Below are 24,696 nucleotides of genomic sequence, written 5' to 3' on the forward strand. Positions count from 1 at the left end.
GATAGCCCGTTCGGCCTCGGTTGCGTGTTGCCGTGTTGTTTTTCGGCCCATTGAGGAATCTATCAATAGGTCTACACCTGCGCTAGCATCCATCTGGGCGGGAGGCTGTCGGTAGTGGTTTGGGGTGTGATTCAACGGTTTTCGGGAGGTGTTCCCGTGTGACTGCCTGTCCGAGTAGCCTTCCCGTCGAATTCCTTCGGTGTGATGAACAGGGGTGGTAATGCGTTATCTTTCTGCCGCGATACTAGTTTGTTCGGCTGCTGTCTTGGGTCTCCTGGGTGGCGCGGCGGCGGCCGCTGGTGGTGAGGCTTCCGGGTCGGAGGTGCGAGTTCAGAACGATGCCGGATCGCTTGTCGAGGACTTTTCCTATCCGGGTGCGGCCAATATTCTGGCCGACCGCGGAATAACTCTACTCAAGGGCGATGGGCATATTCTCCTCGTCGACTGTTCACCAGGTGGCGCCGGTCAGATCGTTCTGTCCAGTTCGTCCTTTGCTGATCCGATTTGCTTCAAGGTGACCGGAGCCGTCGGCTATCTGAGCATGTCGATTCCCGAGGTCTACTCGATCAAGGGCGACGACCATGCGGCCATCGCAACGGTCAGTGTTGCCGGAGGTGCGCCACGGGACACTGAAATCAAGAAAAATCTCTGGACTCCGATCAATGCCGGAGATGGCGCGACCTTGCTTGAACTCAAGACGTCGGCGTGAGCATTCGAAAATCGTGGTCTTCTGTCGAATTTCGAGGCGGTATCGAATAATGAGGAAGAAATGAAATATCTCAGATGCTCGGCTGTCGCTGTACTTGTGGTGGCCTTCGGCATGTGCGTTCTCGCGCCGGCGAACGCGGTCTCCGGTGGGGCCCCGGCAGTTGACGGGAGCTATACCTTTGCAGCGAAGATCAACATGGAAGGCGCCGCCTGCAGCGGTGCCCTCGTTGCGTCGGAGTGGGTCATCACGGCGGCGACCTGTTTTCCCGGCAACCCGCAGGGCGGGGCGCCCATCAAGGCGACCACGGTGACGGTGGGCCGGACCGATCTCGCCGGTACCGCCGGCAAGGTCGCCAAGGTGACGAATCTCGTGGCGCACCCGAGCCGCGGGGTGATGCTCGCGAGGCTCGACACGGCGATCAACGACATCGCGCCGGTGTCGCTGGGTACCGCCGCCGCGAGTGGCGAGAAGTTGCGGCTGGCGGGTTATGGCCGCACCGCCACCGAATGGGTCCCGGACAAGCTGCATTCGGCGTTGTTCACGGTCGGTACGCCGACGGCGACCGAGGTCCCGCTCACCGGGGACAACGGCGCGGACGCTTGCAAGGGTGACGCGGGTGGTCCGGTTTTCCGTGAGAACGCGGGCAGGTTCGAACTGGCCGGTGTCGTGGGCGCTTCCTGGCAGCACGGATGCCTTGGTGTGACGGAGACGCGGCAGGGCACGACGGCCACCCGCACCGACGACCTCGCCGGGTGGATTCGCCAGCAGACGTTCGTCGCGTCGGCCAAGGCCGTCGACCACGCGATCAAGATCAGCTGGACTCCGGTCGCGGGCCAAGGGCAGTTGACGTACCGGATCTACGCGGGAGAAGAGCCCCAGGTCCCGGTGGCCGAAGCTCGTCGTATCGGTTCGACGACGGGAACCAGCTTCACGCACAAGTCCCTGCCGGCCAAGAAGACCTTGTATTACCGAGTTGTCACGACGCTTGCCGGCGGTACGGATTTGATGACCGACCCGACTTCGGCGACCACGCCGGTTCCCACCGTGAGCGACTTTTCCGGCGACGGCAAGGATGACCTCGCCGTATTCACCCGAGGGGCCACCGCGGATGTCTTCGCGGCCGTCTCCGACGGCACCAAGTTCGTGGGCAATTCGGTCAAATGGCATGAGCGGTTCGCGATGAACAACGAAGTGCCGCTCGCCGGTGACTTCGACGGGGACGGCAAGACCGACATCGTGACCTTCACCAGAGGGGCGCTCGGTGACGTGTATGTGGCGCTGTCCGACGGTGGCAGTTTCGTCGGGAACTCGCAGCAGTGGCACGGGGATTTCGCCTTCGGTGAGGAGATCCCCGCGGTCGGTGACTTCGATGGTGACGGTAAGGACGACATCGCGGTCTTCACGCGTGGGAGCTTGGCCGACGTCTACGTCGCGTTGTCGGACGGCACGAAATTCGTGGGCAACGGCGTGAAGTGGCACGACCGGTTCGCCGGCGGTGGCGAAGTTCCCGTCGTGGGCGATTTCGACGGCGATGGCAAGGACGACATCGCCACGTTCACGCGCGGTACGACGGGCGACGTGTACATCGCGTTGTCGGACGGCGGGAAGTTCGTGGGCAATTCCTTGCAGTGGCACGGGGACTTCGCTTTCGGTGACGAGATCCCGGCCTCGGGCGATTTCGACGGCGACGGTAAGGACGACATCGCGGTCTTCACCCGCGGTACGGCGGCTGACGTCTACGTGGCGATTTCCAATGGGACGACGTTCGTCGGAAGCGGCGTGCGGTGGCACGGTAACTTCGCGTACGGGACGGAGTTGCCCGCGATCGGGGACTTCACCGGCGACGGCAAGGCCGATATCGCGACTTACACGCGCGGTTCGGGGGCGGATGTGTACGTGGCGGCGTCCGATGGTGTGCAGTTCGTCGGCGCCTCGGTCCGCTGGCACGGAGATTTCGCCTTCGGTGAAGAGGTGCCGATACCCAGGGCTTTCGCACTCGGTTTCTGACCGTTTCATCTCTGTCGGGCAGGCGGGTCGCTACTCGCCTGCCCGACATCGTCTTTTGCCGCCCCGCAAGATGGGTCGAGGTCTCCTGCTCGATTACCCGGAGGGGCAAGTTCGGTAATGAATTCGTACCCGCGCCTGGTGTATTCGGCGGAATTCGGATCCCTGGATGAGTTTGCCGGAATGCTGCCGCGGAGGCGTTGGCTGCATCCTTCAGTCCGGTATGGATGGCCCGGGCGGACATGCTCACCTGCTCGGTGTGCTCGTGCGATCGACATCGGTTGCCGCGCGTGAAGGAAATCGTACCTGGGAACGTCCGACAGGTCGATGATTCGTTCACCAAGGGGCCGCGTTCAGCGAAATCTTCGGTTTCGACACTCGCGGATACGGTCGTGACGACTGTTATTCGCATGATCGGCACAGTGGGCATCGAGTACGGTTGTCAGGAACTGAATCGGCTGATTCGCGCCGAACCGCGAACGCACCTTGCCGGGCATTCTTTGGGGGTTTCTTTTGCTGACCGAGGTCATCGAGGGCGGAGCGGCGACGCCTCCTCCTGTCGCCGAGCGAAGACGATGGCCGCGGGCGATCATGATCGTCGGCGGAATCTTCCTGTTGAGCGCCGCCGTCGTCGCCAGGATCGGCCGGTTCGGGTTCAACCCGAGTGACCAGGGCTTCATCCTGGCGCAGAGCCGGCGGGTCCTCCACGGTGAAATTCCCCAGGTGGACGTCCTGGCGCCACGTCCCTTCGGATCGGCGTACCTGCACTTGGTGGACTATCTCGTCCCGGCGCCGCTGATGATCGGGTCGAGCTGGGTGATGATGGTCCAGCTGACCGTCTCCACCTTCGCGCTCGTGGCCTTCCTGACCGGGACATCCCCGCTGACCTGGGGGCCGCTTCGGCTCGGTCTCGTCTTCGCCGCGGCGCTGATCAGCTTGAACACCTATCCGACGATGGCATGGCATACCGTCGACGGTGTCTTCCTGGTCGCTGTCGGGCTGTGGCTCCTCGACGCGGGACTCCGCTCCGGTTCGAGATGGCAACGCTGGCTCGGGCTGTTCTGTCTGGGTTTCGCGGTCATCGTCAAGCAGAGCTTCATGTTCGCCGCGCCGATCGGGCTGCTGATCCTGTTCTTCCACCCCGGGGGCACTCGCCGGTGGCGCCGGATGGTCGTCGACGTCCTCGTGCTCGGGTCGGCGCCCTTGCTGTACTTCGGCATGATCACTCTCGCCGGCGGGCTGCCCTCGGCGATCGCGCAGCTGACCGGGAGCACCGGAGCTTGGGGAGAAGGACTTTTCCGGTTCTGGACGGCGGACCTCGGCGGACTACGTGCCGACCCGCGAACGTACGTGGTGCCGGTCCTGCTGGGCATGGTTGTGCTCGCGGTCGCCTGGACGTCGAGGGCCCGGTGGGGCATCACGGGACTGGCGCTGCGCGTCGTGACAGCGGCCTGCGTCGTCGCTGTGGTCGTCTTCGTACTGGTCGACGGCGCGTTTGCCCATGCCGGGGCCTGGCAGCTGGAACTGCTCTGGATCTTCGTCACCGCCGCTGTGCTGGATGCGGTGATCCGCAGACGGCTGCCGTGGCAGTACCTGCTCGTCGCACTACTGGGGTGGATGGCCAGCCTGTCCTGGGGCTATCCGCTGCCGGGATTGATCACCGGCGTTCTCGTGCTCGGCACGCTGGAGGTGGTGGCACTGGCGGTACGCGACGATCTGCCGGAGATCCGCGGGGTCGCCGCCGGCGCGATCGGCGCGATCGTGGTGCTCCTCGTCGCTGTGCAGGTCGTCGCTGCTCACGACAAGGCGCCGTACGCGGACCGGCCGCAGGGCGAGCTGACCCGCGCTCTCGGCGATGTCGTGCCGACGATGCGCGGGGTCCGGACGAACCCCAGTGTCCACACCTACGTCACGCAGATCCGTGACTGCATCGACCGCTATCCGGCCACACGGGTGGCCGTCCTGCCCGACAACGCGTTCGTCGCGCCCGTGTTCGGAGTGCGGAATCCCTTGCCGATGGACTGGCCCGTCCCGATGGAGATGACCGGAGACGCTCCACAAAGGATGGTCGAGGCGGCGGAACGCCTGAACGGGGAAGGCGACTACCTCATTCTCTTCCAAACCGTCCTGACGGCCTCGCTGATCGATGCCCGTCCGGTTCCCGCCGCCGTGGCCCCCGATGCGCACACCTTCGACTACACCCCCGTGGTGGAGCGAGTGCGTCAGACGCTGAACGGGGCCAGGGTCGGCTGCGGAAGTTTCGTCGGTTTCTGGGCGCCTCGCCGCTGAACCCCGCGGTGGTTCAGCCCGGCGAACCGGGCTGAACCACCGCGGGTTCGACTGCCTGCCGGAAGACGATCTTCTTGTACAGGACGTAGTTCCACACCATGCCGACCGCGATGGCGCCCAGTTTCGGGATGAGCACGTTGATCCCGGGGAAGAGCTTGGTGACCCCGAAGATCACCGCGGCGTGCACGACCCACAGGCCGAAGGCCGTCACGGCGAAGAAGAGAACGGCCTGACGGCGGATGTCGCCGTCCTTCGCGCGGAAAGTGAAGTTCCGGTTGAGCGTGAAACTCAGGAGCATGCCCGCCGTGGTCGAGATGAAGTTCGCGACGAACATCGGGACCCCGAGCGTCGCCAGCAGGGCGTAGCCGAGCGCGTCGACGGCGGTGTTGAGCACCCCGACGACACCGAAGCGCACTTGGGTGCCGCTGATCGGCTTCACCGGGCGACTTGCCCGGCGTCGACGGGTGAACCGGAGCGGACCGACGCGACGCCGTAGAGCGGGCGGTTCTGCACCTGCGAGTAGGTCCGGCCGATGTAGCTGCCGAGTACCCCGAGCATGATGATCTGGATACCGCCGAGGAAGAACATCGCGGCGGTGATGAAGGCCCAGCCCGGGACGGCGGTCGTCGGCGCGAAAAGCTTGACTCCGAGCACGTACAGGATGCCGAGGAAGCTGAGCAGCGAGATCAGGTAGCCGAGCCGGGTGATCATCCGCAGCGGCGCGACGGAGAAGCCGAGGATGCCGTCCGCGGCGAAGCGGAGCATCTTGCGCAGGGGATAGCCGGTCACCCCGGCGTGCCGCTTGTCGCGGTCGAACAGGACGGCTGTCTGCTTGAAGCCGATGTAGCTGATCAGCCCGCGCAGGAACCGGTCCTGTTCGCGGTATTTGCGCAGTTCGTCGACGACCTTGCGGTCGATCAGCCGGAAGTCGCCGGTGTTACGGGGGATCTCGACGGACGCCATCTTCCGGAGGAACCAGTAGAAGGCGCCGGCGGTGAGCTTCTTGAACGCCGAGTCCTGGCGCGAACGACGCTGCGCATAGACGACGTCGAAGCCTTCTTCCCATTTGGCGATCAATTCCAGCGCAACCCTCGGCGGGTCCTGCATGTCGCTGTCCATGATGATCGCGGCGTCCGCGTCCACCAGGTCGAGCCCGGCGGTGACCGCCATCTGGTGGCCGAAGTTGCGGGAAAGTTCGATCACGGTGACGCGGGCGTCGCGCCTGCTCAGCGCGGTGAGCAGGTCCATCGACCGATCGCGGCTGCCGTCGTCGACGTAGACGAAGCTGAAATCGTACTTGTCGACGAGCGGCGCGATCGTCTCGTCCACCGTGCGGTGGAGGAGTTCGATGTTCTCTTCCTCGTTGTAGATGGGAAAGATGAACGCGATCCGGCGTCTGTCGTGGTCCGCGGGCACTGGATACCCCCTGTGCGGTTTTCAAGAGAAGGCGGTGAGTGACTCTCACGGCCTGAGCGGAGTGATTCTAGAAGATCGCTGAAAGGCTTTTCCGGGACCCTGCCGGTTTCTCAGCCTGCCCAGTGACCTGTCGCGAACCGGATGAAGATCGCGGTACAGATCAGCGAATTCAGGTACAGCGTCGCGTAAATCACACCGCGCAGTTTCGGTCGCCATTCGGCCAAATGGACCAACGCCAAGTACATGACCAGACACGGAAGGAGATAACGGTGTACAGAGACGACGTTGCTGTTCAGCGTCAGCATCACGAAGGAGGCGATCCCGAACAGCGCGAGCGGCAGGCCTTTCGACCGCAGCGCGACGAAGAAGTAGATCGACGAGGCCACGAGCAGGACCAGGCCGATCGTCGGCAGTACGTGGCTCATCAGCGTCCACCCGGTCATCGGGCTGCCGCCGGTGAGCGCGCTCGCGGTGATCTTCAGTTCCGTCAACGTCGTGCTGAGGATGTTCGGGTTGAACTTGTGGTACGACCAGGTGCTGGCGCTTTCGAGCGCGGTGAAACTGGCGGTCGCGCTGCCGGTCTCGAGCTTCATGTACAGCATGTGCGCGCCGAGGCCGACATACGCGACCGGGAACCAGAGGATCGGCCAGGACAGCAGGCCGCGCGGCTTCCAGCCGGCGGAACGCCAGAACTCGAGGAAGCACAGCCCGATGAACACCACGGCCGTGATCCGCGACGCGGTGAGCGGGATCAGGCACAGTCCCATCCACAGCCATTGGCGCCGTAACGCGAACAGATACGCCCAGAAGCCGAGTGCGCAGAACACCGCCTCGCTGTAGAACGAGTGCAGGAAGAAGGCGGCGGGCGCGGTCAGGAACGCGCCGACGACCAGCCAGTGCGAGCGAGTCGCGGTGAGGAAGAACCGGGCGATCTTGAGCAGGGCGACGCCTGCCAGCCAGGTCGCGATCAGGTTGACGATGAACCCGGCCGTGAGCAGGCCGAGAGTGCCGAAACTGAGGGTCTTGACCAGCCACACGCAGATCGGGAACACCGGGTAGAAGGCCCGCACCGGGATGAAGTCGCCGGTGTACGCGTGTTCGGCGATCTCGCCGTAGTTTCCCGCGTCCCAGCGGTAGGTGTGGGACAGCAGGCTCAGCGTCGAGCCGATACCGGTCTTGGGAATACCCTCGCTCGACGGAGTGGAGGGGCCGAACAGCCACGCCACCGCGGTCAGTGCGACGTTCCAGGCGAGGACGACCAAGAGGACCTTGCCGTAGTCCCCGGCCAGCCAGCCGAGCACTCGCTCGCGGCCGGATCTTCGCTCGCTCGCGTCCGCGGGAACCTTGGTGGGGCCCGCCGTGATCATGTCGGTCATGACTGAATTCCTACAGGGGCGGCACGGCATGGCCTGAGCGGGGTGCCGATGCCCCGGTGACCGGAACTGAATCGGCCCACCGGACTTGTCCGAATACCGCGGATTCAGGAGAGCGCGGTCGCTGTTTCCCTGGTCTCGGACGGTTTTTCGAGGTCCGATTCGTTGTTTCGCCGCGGAAGGAACGAAAGCGCGGCGAAGGCGGCGGCGAGCAAGGTCGGGAAGATCGTCAGCTGCTGGTGCTTGATGTTCTCGATGCCTTCCGCGAGGCCGGAGAGCAGGAACTGTCCCATCGCGAACAGCAGGAACATGAGCACCACGATGCCCACGTCGCGGCGCCCGGTGCGGTTCCGGAACGCGCGGAGCCCCGCCCAGCCGATGAGCAGCCAGATCGGCAGGAGGGCGAACAACCCCAGCGGCGCGATCCAGCCGGTGATCCCGGACAGGACGGGGATCCGGTACTCCTTGGCCATCGGCGGCTGCCCGGCGTGCTCGCCGAAGCTCCCGAGGTTCGGCACGCGGGCCGTCAGCGTCTCCTGCGCGGAGCGGTGCAGCATCTGGACCACGCGGCCCGGGTGTTCGAGGTAGTACTGGGCGACGTTGCGGCGGCTGATCTTGTCGCGGTACTTCGGATACTCAGGGGAGTGCCACGCCGCGTTGTCGCTCCACCAGCCCGTGCCGACGTACTCGGCGAACTCGGGCGGGAGACCCAGCGCGGCGAGATCGCCGGTGGTGTCGTGTTTCCCGTCCACGATCCCGTTGAACACGACGTGATACATGTTGGCCTCGCGGTACTCCGCGTTCGCGGAGTCGCCCGCACCCTGCACCAGTGCGGTGCCCGTGCCGACAACGGCGAGCACGGCCAGCGGCAGGGCCCATCGGGCCAGGCCACGGCTGCCCGCCGGCCGGACGAACAGGAGCGCGAGCGCGAACACCGGGATCAGCAGCAGCGTCTGCGACTTGGCGTTGATCCCGATCATCGCGCCGAGCACGGTGACCGCGGCGCCGGCGTAGCGCCACGGCCCGGTGCGATGCATGAGCAGGAGCCCGCCGGCGAGCAGGAGCATCCCGACGAAGGCGGCACCCTCGCTCAGCACCGAGGCGAAGTAGCCGAAGAAGGCCGAGTCCGCCACGACCAGCAGTAGCGCGACCGTGGCGATGACGCTGTTCCGGGCCGAAAGGCGCAGGCCCGCCACGATCGCGGCGATCCCGCCCGCGACCAGCAGGCAGCCCAGCACGCCCAGCACCAGGAGGTCCAGGATCGCCGACGAGCCGAGCAGCTGTCCGAGTTCGCTGGCGATCTTGTCGATCCAGCTCTGGCTGGAGATGTACTCGCTGTTACAGGCCGGGGCAGGGCCGTAGGAGAAGCGGACGAAGTCTTCCGAAGGCCTGTCGAGCTCGCGGGCGCCGAGCCGGCACAGGATGCGCCAGCCGTCACCGTTGTCCGCCATGCCGATCGGGCGCGGAACAAGGAAACGGACGAGCAGCACGCCTAGCGCGGCGGAAAACACGCCTAAGGGCAGACCGATCTCCCGATACCTCATCCGGGCCACCATAGAATATCCGGCACAGTGATCGACTCGGCACCCTCTGTATACGAGAACTATGCCTGGTCGAGGAACTTCTGGATCACGCCGAGCCATTCGTCGCGGGCCTCGGTGCCGATACCGTGCCCGGCCTCGATCTCGACCAATTCGGCGTCGGGGATCCCGGCCGCGAGTTCGCGGGAGTGGACCGGCGGGACGAGGCCGTCCAGTGTCGTGGCGATGACGAGGGTGGGGACCGAGATCCCGGCCAGTTCGGCGCGGGTGTCGACGTTCGCGACCAGGGCCGCGTGTTCGGGGCTGCCCTCCGGGATGAATCCGGCGAGTCCTTCGATGGTGGCTTCGAGCTCCGAGGGGGTCAGCGCGTTCAGCTGCTTCTCGCCGGTGGCGGCGAAAGTGAGGAACTTCGCGAGCAGCTTCCGGTCGCCGGTCAGCAGCTCGCGCCAGATGTCGACGGCCAGCAGGAGCCGGTTGTCCGGTTTCGTGAACCCGGCGGTCAGGATGAGCCCGGTGACCCGATCGGGGTGCCGGGTCGCGGCGCGGACGGCGACGCCGGTGCCGAGCGAGTAGCCGAGGATCGCGAAGCGTTCGAGGCCGGCCTCGACGGTGATGGAGACCAGCTCGTCCGCGACGGCGTCGAGGTCCAGCGGTTCGGTGCTGCGCGGCGTGGCCCCGGAGCCGGGGTAGTCGGGGCCGACGACGGTGTGCGTGCGGGCGAGGTCGTCGAGGATGCTCCCGAAGTTGCCCTCGACGCTGCCGCCACTGCCGTGGGCGAGCAGCAGGCCGGGACCGGAACCGCGGACGACGCGCGCGAAATGATTCGTCATGCCGGCGACGTTAGGTACTGACATCGATGTGAAGGTCAAACTCGGATGACGGGGGTCACATGCTGATCGGCGAGCTGTCCCGGCGGACCGGCGTGAGCCAGCGGCTGCTGCGCTACTACGAGGAGCAGGGGCTGCTGGTCTCGCGGCGCGACTCCAACTGCTATCGCAGCTTCGACGAAGACGCGGTCACCACCGTGCGGCAGATCCGCGCGCTCCTCGCGGCCGGGCTGAGCACGCAGGTCATCGCGAAGGTGCTGCCGTGCGCGAACGGCGAACTGCCGGAACTCGATCTGTGCCCCACGGTCGTCGGGGAGATCCGGCGCGAACTGGCCGAAATGGACGACCGCATCGACACCCTCCGCCGGCGGCGCGGGACACTGGTCGGATATCTCACTCTCGACGCGTAGGAGAACTGTGGAGGCCCTGGCCAGATTCGGGTTCGAACTGGGTGTGCTCAAGCGGATCCGGCGGGCCGGGTGGTGGCAGGCGGGGGTCCGCGATCCCGAATCGGTCGCCGAGCACACCGCCCGGGTCGCGCAGCTGGCCGGTCTGCTCGCGGCGGAGGGCGGTGCCGACCCGGCGAAGGCGGCGTATCTCGCGCTCTGGCACGACACGCAGGAGACGCGGACCGGCGACCTTCCGCACACGATCAAGGGTTTCGTCGAGAAGCCGGATCCGCGCGCGATCACCGCCGCGCAGACGTCGTCGCTTCCCGGTGCAGCGCGTGACTCGGTGCGCGACGCCGTCGACGAGTACGAGTCCGCTGAGAGTCCGGAAGCACTCTACGCGCGTGACGCGGACAAGCTGGAGATGTTGCTTCAAGCCGTCGAATACCGCGATGTCGGTGTACGGAACGTGGACGAGTGGATCGCTTCGGCGACGAAGAGCCTTCAGACCGACCTGGCGCGGCGTGTGGCCGAAGCGGCACTGACGTTGTCGTCGCTCTCGTGGCGGGTGAGGTGAAAGGAATCGATACCCTGGGCCCGCGTGTATCGACCCCGGCACGCGTGCCTCGTGTGTCAGGCTTGACTCTGTGAAGGAACACCAGTGAACCGGCAGCCGTTGCGCCTCGCCATCATGGAAGCGACCCGCATCCTCACCGAGGCCGGTGTGGCGTCACCGCGTTCGGACGCGGAACTGATCGCCTCCCATGTCCTCGGCGTCGAACGCGGCCGCCTGCCGATGGTGCCGCTGGTGGACCCGCCCGTCATCGACGCGATCGGCCAGCTCGTGAACCAGCGGGCCAAACGGATCCCGCTGCAGTACCTCACCGGCTGGGCCGCGCTCGGCGACATCACGGTCAACGTCGGCGCCGGGGTGTTCGTCCCGCGCCCGGAGACCGAACTGCTCCTGGAATGGGGCCTCAAACTGCTGCACGGGCGCGAGTACCCGGTGGTGGTCGACCTGTGCACGGGGTCGGGCGCGCTGGCGCTGGCCGTGCAGCACGCGCGGCCAGACGCCGTCGTCTACGCGGTCGACATCGACGCGCAGGCGCTCGCGTGGGCCCGGCACAACGCGGACGTCCACGCCGACGCGGGGGACACGCCCATCCGCCTGTACTCCGGCGACGTCGCGGACAGCACGATGTTCGCCGAACTCGACGGGCTCGTCGACCTGGTCCTGTGCAACCCGCCGTACGTCCCCGAAGGCACGCCTGTGCCGACGGAGGTCGCGGAGCACGACCCGCCGCGGGCGGTGTTCGCGGAGGAGAGCGGGCTGGCGGTGATCCGGCACGCGATCGCCGCGGCCGCGCGCCTGCTGCGGCCCACCGGCGGGATGGCGATCGAGCACGACGACACGCACGGCTCCGCCGTCCCGGCGCTCGTGCGGGCACGACGGGTGCTCACCGATGTCCAGGGGCACCTCGATCTCGCCGGACGGCCGCGGTTCGTCACCGCCCTGCGCGTCTCCTGACCCCCTGCATTTAGCCCTCTGAATGCGGTACTTGCACGCGCAAGGACCGCATCCAGAGGACTGACCGCGGGGGATAGTTAGCGAGACTCACGACTTCCGGCGGTGCCCACGGCAAAGGCCACCTCTTAACGTCGAGCACGGCCGCCTCATCGGCGGTCCGACTGGGAGGTGTACCCCGATGCGATCGTCTCTCCGACGAGCCCCACTCAGAACACTCGCCGTCCTCGCCACCGTCGCGCTGCTGCCGGGTCTGGTCGCCCAACCCGCGTCCGCCGCGGTGCCGGTGAAAGGCTGGCCCGCCCCGATCGACGGGTCGACCTGGGAGAACCAGGACCATATGACGTGGGACGACTACCGCAAGCCGCCCGGCACCAACTGGGCCGACCCCGCGCTGAAGCCGACGAAGCGGACGTTCAAGGGCGCCGTGGTGCTCGCGGACTACCCGGACCAGGAGTTCGCCGTCACGCAGCCGACGCATTCGACGGTGTTCGGCAACCCCGGCCCCGCCGCGAGCAACATCCCGCGCGCGGACGTCGCGAAGTTCTACCAGGACTTCCTCAACAAGCCGCAGGCGATCAACCGCGGCCACACCATCAACGAGTACTGGATGGAGGACTCCGGCGGCAGGATGGGGGTCGAACTGACCGCGTTCGGGCCGTACCGCCTGCCCGGCAAGTCCTTCGAATACGGCATGGAGTTCCAGCCCGACGCCTGTCCGTCGGACGCGAACTGCAAGCGTGACCTGCGCGCCGACGCGGGGGCGGCCTGGCGGGCGGACGTGGGTGACGTCGCCAAGCAGTTCGACTTCATCTTCTACCTTTCCGCGGGCCAGGACGAGAGCGCGACCTGGCAGGAATTCGGCGTGATGAAGTTCGGCGAGCCGGGGAACGTGCCCGACGAATTCGGCCCCGGTGTCGCGGGAATGCCGAACGCCGCGTCCACCCGGTACGTTCCGTGGACGTCTTGGAAATCGGCGGCGAGTATCTGGCCGAACGCGGTCACCGGTTCCTCGACCCAGGCCGAAAGCTCGGGTCAGGCGGTCTACGCGCACGAATTGAGCCACATTCTCGGTATCGGCGACAATTACAACAACCCGTTCGGCACCCCGCCGTCCAGGACCTACACCGGTCCGTGGGAGATGATGTCGCGCGGCAGCTTCAACGGCCCGGGCGGACCGCACACGCGCTGGCAGATCCCGGCGACGCAGGGTGGCTCGATGGGCTCGCATCACATGCTGCGCACCAAGATGAAGCTCGACATCATCGACCCCGAGGACGTGCTGAAACTCGACCGGAACCAGCTCGCCGAGACCGGCCCGGTTTCGGCGAGGATCACGGCGCGTTCGGTTCTTCCCGGGCAGGGTGCCTACAGCGGCATCAACATCGCGCTGACCGGCGGGGACCTTTCGCCGAAATGCGACCGGTCCAAGGATCCGTTCTGTGACGGCGGTGGATACAACAATTACACCGTCGAGGTCGTCGACCGGATGGGCAGCGATTCCTTCGCCCCCGATTCCGGGGTCATCATCGCGAAGACCAAGAACCAGGACAACGCGCCGTTCGAATGGATCGTCGACGCGAATCCGGCCGACATCGGCATGACCGACTACAAGAAACCGGACGGCACCGCGGTGCCGATCACGATCGGCGACTACCGCCAGCTCAACGACGCGGCGTTCAAGGCGGGCACCGGTTCCGCGAGCAAGTACGAGTACACCGACGAGGCGAACAGGCTGAAGTTCCTCGTCTCGGACGTCGAGCGCGACCGCAAGGGCGTGCTGTCCTACGTCGTCACGGTGGCTTCGCTCGACGGCGCCGGCTCTCGGGCCAGGGGTGTTTCGCTGTGGCCATCGGCCCCGGCGTTCGCCAAGCAGGGCCTCGCGAGCTGCTCGTTCCCGGTGTTCAACACCGGGGACGCGAAGGGCGCGGCGGCGCCGTTCGACACCGACACCTACCGGCTGAGCGCGTCCACCAACGCGAAGGGCTGGGAGGTACGGCTGCCGAACGAGCTGTCGACCGTCCCGTTCGGCGGGCGGTCTTCGGCGACGGCGCACGCCAAACGGGCCGCGGGCGGTGACCACGTCGCGCATATCAAGCTGACCGCGACGTCGATCGCGGATCCGGCGAAGACGGCGACGTCGTTCTGCACCGCTTTCGCCTTCTGACCCAGCACGGCTCGTGAGCGGTAAGGACGGTTAGAACCGTCCTTACCACTCACGAGGCCGCAGGGCTACGCTCACAGGCCATGAGCGCGGTGTACGACTGCAGCAAGCATGAATCCCGGGCCGACGGGCTCGCCGCGGCGGCGAGCGCCGTGCGGTCCAGCCGTCTCGTCGTCCTCCCGACGGACACGGTCTACGGCATCGGCGCGGACGCCTTCGACAGCGGCGCCGTCCAGTCCCTCCTCCGGGCCAAGAACCGCGGCCCGGACATGCCGGTCGGCGTCCTGGTCGGCTCCTGGTCCACTGTGGACGGGCTCGTGCTCGGCACGCCGCCGCAGGCCCGCGCGCTCATCGAGGCCTTCTGGCCCGGCGACCTCTCCATCGTCCTGCCGCACGCGCCGAGCCTGCAGTGGGATCTCGGCCAGTCACGCGGAACGGTGATGCTGCGGATGCCGCTGCACCCGGTCGCGCTGGAACTGCTGCGTGACGTCGGCCCGATGGCGGTCTCGAGCGCCAACGTCTCCGGACAGCCGCCCGCCTCCACCGCGCAGGAGGCCGTCGATCAGCTCGGCGACAGCGTCGCGGTGTACCTCGACGGCGGCTCCACCGGAGAGCCCGTTCCGTCCACGATGGTCGATCTCACCGGCGACGACCCGGTCATCCTGCGGGAGGGCGCGGTCAGCCGGGCCGCCGTCGCGGAAGTACTGGGAGTGCCCGCGGAGTCACTCGCCTGATTCACCGGGTGTCAGTACCGTGTCCGGGCGTATCCCCCTCACGCGGTAGCGTGTTCGAGTGACTTGGACCTCGGCGGCGTAACGCATCATGCCTCCTACGCAAGGCCTCCCGATCCGGGAGTACATCCTCGTCGCCCTCACCGCGGCGGCCGTGACCTTCCTGCTCACCGGCGTTGTGCGCCGGGTCGCCATCCGGATCGGCGCGATCGCCAACCCGCGGGCCCGCGACGTCCACGTCACCCCGATCCCGCGGATGGGCGGTATCGGGATCTTCCTCGGCGTCGCCGCCGCGATGGGGCTCGCGCACCAGCTGCCCGCGCTGAGCCGCGGTTTCGACTTCTCCTTCGATTCGCTGGGCGTCCTGCTCGCCGCCGGGGTGATCTCCCTGATCGGCGCCCTCGACGACCGGTTCGAGCTGGACGCCTGGACGAAACTGGCCGGCCAGGTCATGTGCGCCGGGATCCTGGTGATCTTCGGTGTGCAGTGGGTGTCGTTCTGGGTGCCGTGGGGCGGCGGTGGCGAGTCCTTCGGCCAGGTGCTGGTGCTGGACAAGAACCAGGGCGCGCTGCTGACCGTCGTGCTGGTGGTCGTCATGGTCAACGCGATGAACTTCGTCGACGGCCTCGACGGGCTCGCCGGCGGCCTCGGCTTCATCGCCGCCGCGGCGACCTGTTCCTTCTCTCTCGGCCTGCTCGACTCCTCGGGTGGCGACGTCGGCGCGTACCCGCCCGCCCTCATCGCCGCCACGCTCGCCGGGGCCTGTCTCGGCTTCCTGCCGTACAACTTCCAGCCCGCGAAGATCTTCATGGGCGACTCGGGTTCGATGATGATCGGCCTCATGCTGGCGGGCGCGACGACGTCCGCGTCGGGCCGCGTGCCGTACCCGCAGTTCAGCGGAAAGGACGCACTCGCGTTGCTTTCGCCGCTTGTCGTGGTCGCCGCGGTGCTGTTCGTGCCGATGCTCGACCTGATCATGGCGGTCATCCGCCGCACCCGTCGCGGCGAGAGCCCGTTCGCCGCGGACAAGATGCACCTGCACCACCGCCTGCTGGAGATCGGCCACTCCCAGCGCCGCGCGGTGCTGCTCATCTACTTGTGGGCGGGCCTGCTCGCGTTCGGCGCGGTTTCGGTCACGCTGTTCGACAGCGCCGCGGTCTTCTGGATCGTCGGCTTCGGCTTCCTGCTGGCGACCCTGGTGTCGATCGTGCCCCGGCTGCGGTCCCGGAACCGGACCGCCTGAACCGCACACACCGGCACGGGCCTACACTGGCGGGCTGAGACGACCAGGGAGTTTTCTGTGAGCGAGACCGAGAAGACCGTCGAGGCGGAGGAGAACCCCCACGCCAAGGTGGTCCTGCAGGCGGCCAACGCGATGACGAAGGCTTCCCTGCGCATCACCCCGCCCGCGGTTCTCGTGTGCGTCGTGGTGTTCACCATCCTCAATGGACTGCCCGGGCTCGTGGGTTCGGTCATCGGTGGCGTGCTCGCCATCGCGTCCGCCCTGGCGACGCTGGGAATGATGCGCTTCTGCGCCGGCTTGGACCCGATGTTCGTGCTGGCGATCACTCTCAGTGGTTACATCGCCAAGGTCCTCCTCCTTTTCGGGGCGCTTTCCCTGCTCCGCGGCGTCTCCGCCGTGCATCCCATGTCGCTGGGAATCACCATGATCGTGGGCATCCTCCTGGCCGCGGGCGTGGAGTTCGCGGCGTTCCGCAAGGTCAAGATCCCGACGATCATCCCTGCTTCCCGCTGAATCCGGGACGAAGGTCCTGACCTGGGACGGGACCTAGGTCCTCGACCGATCAGGGCAAAGTAGTACGCCTGTACGGTGCGTGGGAAGCGGCTGATATGGTCCGCGTGTGGGCGGCGGCCTCGGCTGCCTGCTCCCGATGACGAACCCCGAACAGCAGTGTGGCGACGGAGTTGAATCGTCCCCTCATGCCGCTGTCAGGCGTCTGTCCTCCGGGAGTATTGCAGCGAGAATCCTCGTGCGCGGAACGTGATCCCATGTTCAGCACATCGTGGGGTGGCCGCCTCCGACGGCCCGATACGTGTCGGGTACGTTAAGTCCAGATCGTGACGATTCCCCCGGCGGAGTGAACGCCGGCCGGGAGAACCGGAAGGAGCCCAGTGGGCGCGCTGGTACTAGCCGAGGGTGCGGAGTTCAAGCCGCCAGGCATCGCGGACTTCAACCTGCCGCCGTTGTTCGGCTCCGGCTATTGGCTGAGCTTCACCAAGCCGATGTTGCTGGTGATCATGTCCGTGGTCATCATCGCCACTTTTTTCCTGCTTGCCTCGCGCAAGCTGAAGGTCGTCCCTGGCAAGGGACAGTTCCTGGCCGAGTCGATTTACGGCTTCGGCCGTAACAACATCGCGCGGGACCAGATCGGCTCGAAGGACTTCAAGCCGTTCATTCCGCTGATTCTGGGACTGTTCACCTTCGTACTGGTGAACAACTTCTTCGGGATCATCCCGTTCTTTCAGTTCCCGACCATGTCACGGATCGGCTTCCCGCTCGCACTCGCGTTCCTTGTCGTTTACCCGGTGTACCACTACGTGGGTATCAAGCGCCACGGTCTCGGTGGTTATCTGAAGAAGGAACTCGCGCCGCCGAGCGTGCCGTGGTTCGTCATGCCGCTGTACGCGCTCATCGAGTTCGCGCAGAAGTTCTTCATCGCCCCCGCCACCTTGGCGATCCGGGTCTTCGCGGCGATGTTCGCCGGGCATCTCATCATCATGGTCTTCGCCCTCGGTGGCAGCTTCCTGCTGACCGATGGTGAAGGTTTGGTGAAACTCGCTTCGCCGGTCGGGTTCCTCTTCGCCATCGCGATGACGTTCCTGGAGGCATTCATCCAGATCCTGCAGGCGTACATTTTCGCATTCCTGGCCGCAGGGTACATCGGCGCCGCACTGGCGTCGGAGCACTGAGAGAACACCAAAAGCCCCCGATCCGCGTGAGTCGCGCGGACCGAGTTTGAAGGGAAACGCACGTGAGCAACATCGTTCTTGCGCAGGCTGCCGAGGCCGCCACCAGCATCAACCCGGGCCTCGCCGCCATCGGTTACGGTCTCGGTACCCTCGGGCCCGGCCTCGGCGTCGGTCTGATCTTCGCCGCGGTCATCAACGGCACCGCCCGTCAGCCGGAGGCGCAGGGCAAGCTGCAGAGCATCGCCTTCTCCACCTTCGTGCTGGTCGAGGTGCTCGCGCTGATCGGTATCGTCGTCTACTTCCTCGCCTCCACCAGCTGAGTTGTCGCTAGCTCATCTCGCTTAAGGAGACGTTGTGCTGAAGACCGAATTGGTGTTGGCCGCCACGGCGCCCAACCCGATCCTGCCGCACATTCCCGAGCTGATCCTCGGGTTCGTCGCCTTCCTCCTGCTGCTGTGGGTGCTCAAGAAGTACGTCGTTCCTCGTTTCGAGGCGATGTACGAGGAGCGGAGCAAGCTGATCGAGGGCGGCATCGAAAGGGCTGAGAAGGCGCAGGCCGAAGCCGAGGAAAACCTCGCGCAGTACAAGGCGCAGCTGGCGGAAGCCCGTTCCGAGGCCGCGAAGATCCGCGACGACGCCCGGCTCGAAGCCGAGCAGATCAAGGTGGAGCTGCGGGCCGAGGCCGAGGCCGAGACCCAGCGCATCGTCGCTCAGGGGCAGGCCCAGCTGCAGGCCCAGAAGGCGCAGATCATCGCCGAACTGCGTGCCGAACTCGGCCGTAACTCCGTCGAGCTGGCCAGCCGCATCGTCGGCGAGTCGCTCGCGGACGACGCGCGCCGTCACGGCACCGTGGACCGGTTCCTGGCCGAATTGGAGACCGCGGGCACCAACGGTGCCGGTCTCGGAGCGGGGAAGTAGACCAGAATGACGCTGCATGCTGCGAGCCGTGAAGCGCTCGACCTCGCCGAGAACAGGCTCGGCGAGGTTCTGGCCGCCGCGGGTACGGACCCGGCGACGGTCGGCGACGAGTTGCTTTCGGTCGTCGCCCTGCTGGACCGGGAGATCGGCCTGCGCCGGGCCGTCGCCGACGGTTCGGCCACGCCCGACGCCCGGATCGGCCTCGCTCGCGGGATTCTCGCGGGCAAGGTTTCCGAGCCGGCCCTGCAGGTGCTCGACTCCGTGGCGGGCAGCCGCTGGTCGAGCCCGCGCGAACTGACCGACGGGCTCGAGGCCCTCGGCCGCTCGGCGCTGCTCACCAGTGCGGAGAAGTCCGGGAACCTCGACGCGGTCGAGGACCAGTTGTTCCGGGTCAGCCGTATCGTTGCGGGCGAGCCGGAGCTCGAACGGGCCCTGTCCGACCTGACCGCCCCCGCCGAGGCGAAGCGGACGCTGGTCCGCACCCTGTTCGCCGACAAGGTGGACGTGGTCACCGAGACTCTCGTCGAGCAGGTCGTCCTGCGCGCCAAGGGCCGCGGGGTCGCCAATGCCCTCGAGCGGTTGGTCCGGCTGGCCGCGGAACGCCGTCAACGCTCGGTCGCCCAGGTGACCAGCGCGAGCGCGCTGTCCGACGAGCAGCAGGCTCGGCTGAGCGAGAAGCTCAACGCCCTGTACGGGCGGCAGCTCGCGCTGCACGTCGAGGTCGACCCGTCATTGGGCGGCGGACTCGTCGTCCGCGTCGGCGACGAGGTCATCGACGGCAGCACCGCGGGGCGCATCGACGCCCTGCGTCGCCGGTTGGCCAGCTGAACCCATAACAACGACTTTGCACACTGGCACGAACGAAGCGAGAGCGGGATTGAAATGGCGGAGCTGACGATCTCCTCGGATGAGATCCGTAGCGCGATCGAGAACTACGTCTCGAGTTACGCCCCGGACGTGAGCCGGGAAGAAGTCGGCGTCGTCATCGACGCCGGTGACGGCATCGCCCACGTCGAGGGCCTTCCCTCGGCGATGGCCAACGAACTGCTCGAGTTCCCCGGCGGGGTCCTCGGTGTGGCGCTGAACCTGGACGCGCGCTCCATCGGTGCCGCGATCCTCGGTGACTTCGAGACCGTCGTCGAAGGCCAGGAAGTCAAGCGGACCGGGCAGGTCCTTTCGGTTCCGGTCGGCGAGGGCTACCTCGGCCGCGTCGTGAACCCGCTGGGCGCCCCGATCGACGGCCTCGGCGAGATCGAGACCACCGACCGCCGCCCGCTGGAGGTCAAGGCCGCTTCGGTGGTCGAGCGCCAGCCGGTGTCGGAGCCGCTGCAGACCGGTATCACCGCGATCGACGCGATGACCCCGATCGGCCGTGGCCAGCGCCAGCTGATCATCGGTGACCGAAAAACCGGTAAGACGGCCGTCGCGGTGGACACGATCATCAACCAGAAGGCCAACTGGGAGACCGGCGACCCGAAGAAGCAGGTTCGCTGCATCTACGTCGCGGTCGGCCAGAAGGGCTCCACGATCGCCGCGGTGAAGAAGTCCCTCGAGGACGCCGGCGCGATGGAGTACACCACCATCGTCGCGGCCCCCGCGTCGGACTCCGCCGGCTTCAAGTGGATCGCGCCGTACACCGGTTCGGCCATCGGCCAGCACTGGATGTACGAGGGCAAGCACGTCCTCATCGTGTTCGACGACCTGACCAAGCAGGCCGACGCCTACCGCGCGATCTCGCTGCTGCTGCGTCGCCCGCCGGGCCGCGAAGCCTTCCCCGGCGACGTCTTCTATTTGCACTCCCGCCTCCTCGAGCGTTGCGCGAAGCTCTCGGACGAGCTGGGCGCGGGCTCGCTGACCGGTCTCCCGATCATCGAGACCAAGGCGAACGACGTGTCGGCCTACATCCCGACGAACGTCATTTCGATCACCGACGGTCAGTGCTTCTTCCAGTCGGACCTGTTCAACGCCGGTCAGCGCCCGGCCATCGACGTGGGTATCTCGGTTTCCCGTGTGGGTGGTGCCGCGCAGGTCAAGGCGATGAAGGACGTTTCGGGTTCGCTCCGTATCGACCTGTCGCAGTACCGCGAGCTGGAGGCCTTCGCGGCTTTCGCTTCGGACCTCGACGACGCGTCGAAGGCGCAGCTCGAGCGTGGTGCCCGCCTGTACGAGGTGCTCAAGCAGCCGCAGTACTCGCCGATCCCGGTCGAGGAGCAGGTCGTCACGGTGTACCTCGGCACGAACGGTCACTTCGACTCGGTCCCGACCGAGGACGTGCGCCGCTTCCGCGACGAGTTCATCGATTCCGCGCGTCGCAGGCACGGCGAGCTCCTCAAGGACATCCGCGAATCGGGCAAGTTCTCCGACGAGACCGCCTCCGGGCTGGTCGACGCGGTGAACGAGTTCAAGAAGGAGTTCACCACTTCCGAGGGCAAGAGCCTGGTCGAGGTCTCCGACGCGATGGACGCCGAGAAGGTCGGGCAGGAGACCGTCAAGGTCAACAAGCCCGCACCGAAGAAGTGAGCTGATAGCTCATGGCCGCACAACTCCGAGAACTCCGGTCGCGTATCAAGGCGACCAAGTCCATCGGCAAGATCACCAAGGCGATGGAGCTCATCGCCACCGCGCGCATCACCAAGGCGCGGGCGAAGGTCGCGGCGTCGCGGCCCTACTCGGACGAGATCACGAAGGTGCTCTCCGCGTTGGCCAGCGCCTCGGTGAACCTCGACCACCCGCTCCTGGTCGAGCGCCCCAACCCGAAGCGCGCGGCGGTCCTCGTGATCACCAGCGACAAGGGTCAGTGCGGTGGATACAACTCCAACGTGCTCAAGGCGACCGAGGAACTGCTCACGCTGCTGCGTGAGCAGGGCAAGCAGCCCGAGCTCTACGTCACCGGCAACAAAGGCTTGAGCTACTACCGGTTCCGTGGCCGCGAGGTTTCCGAAAGCTGGACGGGCTTCTCCGACCAGCCCGGTTACGTCAACGCCGCGGAGGTCGGTGAGCTGATCGTCGAGTCCTTCCTCGCCGGGGCGGACGACGAGGAAGGCAACGCCGACGGCATCGACGGTGTCGACGAGATCCACGTCGTCTACACCGAGTTCGTCTCGATGCTCACTCAGCGGCCGGTCGCCAAGCGTGTCGCGCCGCTCGAAGTCGAGTACAGCGACGACGAGGACGAGAACGAGAAGTCCGCCGGTCTGCTGCCGGGCTACGAGTTCGAGCCCAACGCCGAGGAGCTGCTCGCCGCGTTGCTGCCGAAGTACCTCAAGACGCGGATCTTCGCGGCGATGCTCGAGTCGGCGGCGTCCGAACTCGCGGCCCGACGCACCGCGATGAAGGCGGCGTCGGACAACGCGAACGAACTGGTGAACACGCTGACGCGGGAGGCGAACCAGGCCCGCCAGGCGCAGATCACCCAGGAGATCTCCGAAATCGTCGGTGGGGCGAACGCTCTCACCGCAGCAGGAAGTGATGACTGATGACCAGTACTGAAGCCCGTGCCAAGGGGCGCATCGTCTCGGTGACCGGCCCGGTCGTCGACGTCGAATTCCCGCGCGGTTCCGTTCCCGACCAGTTCAACGCGCTCAAGGTCGAAATCGAGTTCGAGCAGCTCCGCAAGACGGTGACGCTCGAGGTCGCCAGCCACCTCGGTGACAACCTCGTCCGCACCATTTCGCTCCAGCCGCAGGACGGCCTCGTCCGTGGCGCCGAGGTCACCGACACCGGCGGCCCCATCACGGTGCCGGTCGGCGACAAGGTCAAGGGCCACGTCTACAACGCGCTCGGCGAGTGCCTCGACGAGCCCGGCTACGGCGAGGACCTCGAGCGCTGGGGCATCCACCGCAACCCGCCCTCCTTCGACCAGCTCGAAGGCAAGACGGAGATGCTGGAGACCGGCCTCAAGGTCGTCGACCTGCTGACCCCGTACGTGCAGGGTGGCAAGATCGGCCTGTTCGGCGGTGCCGGCGTCGGCAAGACGGTGCTCATCAAGGAGATGATCACCCGTGTCGCCCGGAACTTCGGTGGTACCTCGGTGTTCGCCGGTGTCGGCGAGCGCACCCGTGAGGGCAACGACCTCTTCCTGGAGATGTCCGAGGACGGCGTCATCAACGACACCGCCCTCGTCTTCGGTCAGATGGACGAGCCGCCGGGCACTCGCATGCGGGTCGCGCTGTCCGCGCTGACCATGGCGGAGTACTTCCGCGATGTGCAGAACCAGGACGTGCTGCTCTTCATCGACAACATCTTCCGGTTCACCCAGGCCGGTTCCGAGGTGTCGACCCTGCTGGGCCGCATGCCTTCGGCCGTGGGTTACCAGCCGACGCTGGCCGACGAGATGGGTCAGCTCCAGGAGCGGATCACCTCGACCCGTGGTCGTTCGATCACCTCGATGCAGGCGATCTACGTCCCCGCGGACGACTACACCGACCCGGCCCCGGCGACGACGTTCGCCCACCTGGACGCCACCACGGAGCTTTCCCGTGGCGTGTTCCAGAAGGGCATCTTCCCGGCGGTGGACCCGCTGGCGTCGACGTCGACCATTCTCGACCCGGCCATCGTCGGTGAGGACCACTACCGCGTGGCCTCCGAGGTCATCCGGATCCTGCAGAAGTACAAGGAGCTGCAGGACATCATCGCGATCCTCGGTATGGACGAGCTGTCGGAAGAGGACAAGCTGACCGTTCAGCGCGCGCGCCGCATCGAGCGGTTCCTGTCGCAGAACATGCTGGTCGCCGAGGCGTTCACCGGTCAGCCGGGCTCGACCGTGCCGCTGTCGGAGACCATCGAGTCCTTCGACCGCATCACCAAGGGCGACTTCGACCACTACCCGGAGCAGGCGTTCCTGGGTATCGGTGGCCTCGAAGACCTCGAGAAGAAGTACAAGGAAATCACCAAGAAGTGATGTTCCGATGAGCGGCGGGATCAGTGTCTACTGTGGACGCTGGTCCCGTCGTTCGCTTACCGGGATCATTGACTATTACACTCGGTGCCAGCACCTGAGGTGAAGGGAAGCTACGTGGCTGAGATTTCTGTCGAGCTGGTAGCCGTCGAGCGCCGTCTGTGGTCCGGTACCGCCACGTTCGTGGTGGCGCAGACCACCGAGGGCGAGATCGGCATCATGGCCGGTCACGAGCCGGTTCTTGGCCAGCTCGTCGAGGGTGGCGTCGTGAAGGTGACGACCACGGACGGCGAGACCGTGACCGCCGCGGTGCACGGCGGGTTCCTGTCGGTCACCGCGACCGGTGTGAGCATCCTCGCCGAGAGCGCGGAGCTTTCGGACGAGATCGACGTCGACGCGGCCAAGAAGGCGCTGACCGGCGAAGACGAGCAAGAGCGGGCTAGGGCGACCGCCCAGCTCCGCGCGGCCGGTCAGTCAGTCTGACCGGGCGAAGGACAGGGGCCGGGCCGTGGAAATCGCCGTGGGTGTTCTCGGGGCCCTGACCATCCTGGCCGTCGTCGTGGCCTGGTATTCGTTGCGGTGGGTCCGGATGCGCCGCGGTGGTGGCGTGAGTGTCGCCCTGCGGTGGCGTCCGGACGAGGCGCGGTCCAGCTGGCATCTGGGGCTGGGCCGCTACGAGGGCGACGAGTTCGTCTGGTTCCGAGTGTGGAGCCTGCGGACCGGCCCGGACCGGGTCTTCCAGCGGGCGAGTATGGAGATCGCGGACCGGCGCGATCCCTCCGGCACGGAGGCGTACGCCGTCCCCGAAGGTTCGATCGTCCTGCGGTGTGAGTCCGCCACGCAGGAGGCGATCGAGATCGCGATGGGTCCCGGTGCCCTTACCGGCTTCCTCTCCTGGCTGGAGTCGGCCCCGCCGGGCCGCCGCCTCCCACGCGCCTCCTGAGTTACGCCCCCAAGCACGCATGTCCCGTCTCTGAGCACG

24 protein-coding genes are annotated in these 24,696 nt (G+C 66.6%); 19 read left to right on the top strand and 5 right to left on the bottom strand.

Annotation, left to right across the window (positions count from 1 at the left end; genetic code table 11):
* Positions 1-220: 220 nt before the first annotated feature.
* From AC0685_RS36715 to AC0685_RS36725, 3 genes are all read left to right on the top strand, one after another.
* Positions 221-709, top strand: coding sequence for a hypothetical protein (locus tag AC0685_RS36715; protein WP_478229678.1), 489 nt, complete (start codon positions 221-223; stop codon positions 707-709).
* A gap of 111 nt (positions 710-820) precedes the next feature.
* A complete protein-coding gene (locus AC0685_RS36720; protein ID WP_478229707.1) occupies positions 821-2,716 on the top strand; it encodes an FG-GAP-like repeat-containing protein in 1,896 nt (631 codons plus the stop codon).
* 510 nt (positions 2,717-3,226) lie between these two features.
* Positions 3,227-5,002 (top strand): hypothetical protein, encoded by a 1,776-nt coding sequence (locus tag AC0685_RS36725; RefSeq protein ID WP_478229679.1) that lies wholly within the window; start codon positions 3,227-3,229, stop codon positions 5,000-5,002.
* A gap of 13 nt (positions 5,003-5,015) precedes the next feature.
* Here the strand turns inward: AC0685_RS36725 and AC0685_RS36730 are convergent, their stop codons facing one another.
* The 5 genes from AC0685_RS36730 to AC0685_RS36750 all read right to left on the bottom strand — a co-directional run bounded on the left by AC0685_RS36730 (position 5,016) and on the right by AC0685_RS36750 (position 10,162).
* The gene (locus tag AC0685_RS36730; RefSeq protein ID WP_478229680.1) at positions 5,016-5,441 is read right to left on the bottom strand and encodes a GtrA family protein; all 426 of its coding nucleotides are present in this window, start codon (positions 5,439-5,441) and stop codon (positions 5,016-5,018) included.
* Positions 5,438-6,418: a glycosyltransferase family 2 protein gene (locus AC0685_RS36735; protein WP_478229681.1), complete on the bottom strand. Its 981-nt coding sequence runs from the start codon at positions 6,416-6,418 to the stop codon at positions 5,438-5,440. Before AC0685_RS36735 ends, AC0685_RS36730 begins: the two co-directional genes overlap by 4 nt.
* 110 nt (positions 6,419-6,528) lie before the next feature.
* Entirely contained in the window at positions 6,529-7,794 is a 1,266-nt protein-coding gene (locus tag AC0685_RS36740; protein ID WP_478229682.1) for a glycosyltransferase family protein, read from the bottom strand.
* A 104-nt stretch (positions 7,795-7,898) separates the two neighbouring features.
* Positions 7,899-9,335: a glycan biosynthesis hexose transferase WsfD gene (gene wsfD / locus AC0685_RS36745; RefSeq protein WP_478229683.1), complete on the bottom strand. Its 1,437-nt coding sequence runs from the start codon at positions 9,333-9,335 to the stop codon at positions 7,899-7,901.
* A 59-nt stretch (positions 9,336-9,394) separates the two neighbouring features.
* Positions 9,395-10,162, bottom strand: a complete 768-nt coding sequence (locus AC0685_RS36750) for an alpha/beta fold hydrolase (RefSeq protein WP_478229684.1) — start codon at positions 10,160-10,162, stop codon at positions 9,395-9,397.
* Positions 10,163-10,221: 59 nt separating this feature from the next.
* Between AC0685_RS36750 and AC0685_RS36755 the strand changes: the two genes are divergently transcribed.
* The 16 genes from AC0685_RS36755 to AC0685_RS36830 all read left to right on the top strand — a co-directional run bounded on the left by AC0685_RS36755 (position 10,222) and on the right by AC0685_RS36830 (position 24,657).
* A complete protein-coding gene (locus AC0685_RS36755; protein WP_478229685.1) occupies positions 10,222-10,569 on the top strand; it encodes a MerR family transcriptional regulator in 348 nt (115 codons plus the stop codon).
* Between the two features lie 7 nt (positions 10,570-10,576).
* On the top strand, positions 10,577-11,125 hold the full coding sequence (locus AC0685_RS36760; protein ID WP_478229686.1) for an HD domain-containing protein: 549 nt from the start codon (positions 10,577-10,579) through the stop codon (positions 11,123-11,125).
* Positions 11,126-11,209: 84 nt separating this feature from the next.
* Positions 11,210-12,076 carry a peptide chain release factor N(5)-glutamine methyltransferase gene (gene prmC, locus AC0685_RS36765; RefSeq protein ID WP_034308966.1) on the top strand — a complete coding sequence of 289 codons (867 nt, stop codon included), beginning with the start codon at positions 11,210-11,212 and terminating at the stop codon, positions 12,074-12,076.
* A 178-nt stretch (positions 12,077-12,254) separates the two neighbouring features.
* On the top strand, positions 12,255-14,240 hold the full coding sequence (locus AC0685_RS36770) for a M6 family metalloprotease domain-containing protein (RefSeq protein ID WP_478229687.1): 1,986 nt from the start codon (positions 12,255-12,257) through the stop codon (positions 14,238-14,240).
* A gap of 80 nt (positions 14,241-14,320) precedes the next feature.
* On the top strand, positions 14,321-14,971 hold the full coding sequence (locus tag AC0685_RS36775) for an L-threonylcarbamoyladenylate synthase (RefSeq protein ID WP_478229688.1): 651 nt from the start codon (positions 14,321-14,323) through the stop codon (positions 14,969-14,971).
* A gap of 88 nt (positions 14,972-15,059) precedes the next feature.
* Complete coding sequence (locus AC0685_RS36780; RefSeq protein ID WP_340683754.1) at positions 15,060-16,211, top strand: glycosyltransferase family 4 protein; 1,152 nt, start codon at positions 15,060-15,062, stop codon at positions 16,209-16,211.
* A gap of 57 nt (positions 16,212-16,268) precedes the next feature.
* Positions 16,269-16,724, top strand: a complete 456-nt coding sequence (locus tag AC0685_RS36785) for a hypothetical protein (protein ID WP_478229689.1) — start codon at positions 16,269-16,271, stop codon at positions 16,722-16,724.
* 377 nt (positions 16,725-17,101) lie between these two features.
* Positions 17,102-17,899, top strand: coding sequence for a F0F1 ATP synthase subunit A (gene atpB / locus AC0685_RS36790; protein WP_478229690.1), 798 nt, complete (start codon positions 17,102-17,104; stop codon positions 17,897-17,899).
* 62 nt (positions 17,900-17,961) lie between these two features.
* Positions 17,962-18,219: an ATP synthase subunit c family protein gene (locus AC0685_RS36795; RefSeq protein WP_478229691.1), complete on the top strand. Its 258-nt coding sequence runs from the start codon at positions 17,962-17,964 to the stop codon at positions 18,217-18,219.
* Between the two features lie 34 nt (positions 18,220-18,253).
* Positions 18,254-18,817: a F0F1 ATP synthase subunit B gene (locus tag AC0685_RS36800; protein ID WP_478229692.1), complete on the top strand. Its 564-nt coding sequence runs from the start codon at positions 18,254-18,256 to the stop codon at positions 18,815-18,817.
* 6 nt (positions 18,818-18,823) lie between these two features.
* Positions 18,824-19,645 carry a F0F1 ATP synthase subunit delta gene (locus tag AC0685_RS36805; RefSeq protein WP_478229693.1) on the top strand — a complete coding sequence of 274 codons (822 nt, stop codon included), beginning with the start codon at positions 18,824-18,826 and terminating at the stop codon, positions 19,643-19,645.
* 54 nt (positions 19,646-19,699) lie between these two features.
* Positions 19,700-21,337 carry a F0F1 ATP synthase subunit alpha gene (gene atpA / locus AC0685_RS36810; protein WP_478229694.1) on the top strand — a complete coding sequence of 546 codons (1,638 nt, stop codon included), beginning with the start codon at positions 19,700-19,702 and terminating at the stop codon, positions 21,335-21,337.
* Between the two features lie 11 nt (positions 21,338-21,348).
* On the top strand, positions 21,349-22,293 hold the full coding sequence (locus AC0685_RS36815) for a F0F1 ATP synthase subunit gamma (protein WP_478229695.1): 945 nt from the start codon (positions 21,349-21,351) through the stop codon (positions 22,291-22,293).
* Positions 22,293-23,717, top strand: coding sequence for a F0F1 ATP synthase subunit beta (atpD, locus tag AC0685_RS36820; RefSeq protein WP_038508936.1), 1,425 nt, complete (start codon positions 22,293-22,295; stop codon positions 23,715-23,717). Before AC0685_RS36815 ends, atpD begins: the two co-directional genes overlap by 1 nt.
* 114 nt (positions 23,718-23,831) lie before the next feature.
* Complete coding sequence (locus AC0685_RS36825; protein ID WP_016336851.1) at positions 23,832-24,197, top strand: F0F1 ATP synthase subunit epsilon; 366 nt, start codon at positions 23,832-23,834, stop codon at positions 24,195-24,197.
* A 25-nt stretch (positions 24,198-24,222) separates the two neighbouring features.
* Positions 24,223-24,657 carry a DUF2550 domain-containing protein gene (locus AC0685_RS36830; RefSeq protein WP_039915170.1) on the top strand — a complete coding sequence of 145 codons (435 nt, stop codon included), beginning with the start codon at positions 24,223-24,225 and terminating at the stop codon, positions 24,655-24,657.
* The last annotated feature ends 39 nt before the right edge of the window (positions 24,658-24,696 follow it).

The sequence above is a fragment of the Amycolatopsis sp. NPDC043889 genome, assembly GCF_056435645.1.

Coding starts and splice junctions, on each gene's coding strand:
- AC0685_RS36750 (WP_478229684.1), bottom strand. CDS start 10,162: ATGACGAATCATTTCGCGCGCGTCGTCCGCGGTTCCGGTCCCGGCCTG.
- atpA (WP_478229694.1), top strand. CDS start 19,700: ATGGCGGAGCTGACGATCTCCTCGGATGAGATCCGTAGCGCGATCGAG.
- AC0685_RS36715 (WP_478229678.1), top strand. CDS start 221: ATGCGTTATCTTTCTGCCGCGATACTAGTTTGTTCGGCTGCTGTCTTG.
- AC0685_RS36815 (WP_478229695.1), top strand. CDS start 21,349: ATGGCCGCACAACTCCGAGAACTCCGGTCGCGTATCAAGGCGACCAAG.
- AC0685_RS36805 (WP_478229693.1), top strand. CDS start 18,824: ATGACGCTGCATGCTGCGAGCCGTGAAGCGCTCGACCTCGCCGAGAAC.
- AC0685_RS36770 (WP_478229687.1), top strand. CDS start 12,255: ATGCGATCGTCTCTCCGACGAGCCCCACTCAGAACACTCGCCGTCCTC.
- AC0685_RS36775 (WP_478229688.1), top strand. CDS start 14,321: ATGAGCGCGGTGTACGACTGCAGCAAGCATGAATCCCGGGCCGACGGG.
- AC0685_RS36755 (WP_478229685.1), top strand. CDS start 10,222: ATGCTGATCGGCGAGCTGTCCCGGCGGACCGGCGTGAGCCAGCGGCTG.
- AC0685_RS36780 (WP_340683754.1), top strand. CDS start 15,060: ATGCCTCCTACGCAAGGCCTCCCGATCCGGGAGTACATCCTCGTCGCC.
- wsfD (WP_478229683.1), bottom strand. CDS start 9,335: ATGAGGTATCGGGAGATCGGTCTGCCCTTAGGCGTGTTTTCCGCCGCG.
- AC0685_RS36740 (WP_478229682.1), bottom strand. CDS start 7,794: ATGACCGACATGATCACGGCGGGCCCCACCAAGGTTCCCGCGGACGCG.
- AC0685_RS36720 (WP_478229707.1), top strand. CDS start 821: ATGTGCGTTCTCGCGCCGGCGAACGCGGTCTCCGGTGGGGCCCCGGCA.
- atpD (WP_038508936.1), top strand. CDS start 22,293: ATGACCAGTACTGAAGCCCGTGCCAAGGGGCGCATCGTCTCGGTGACC.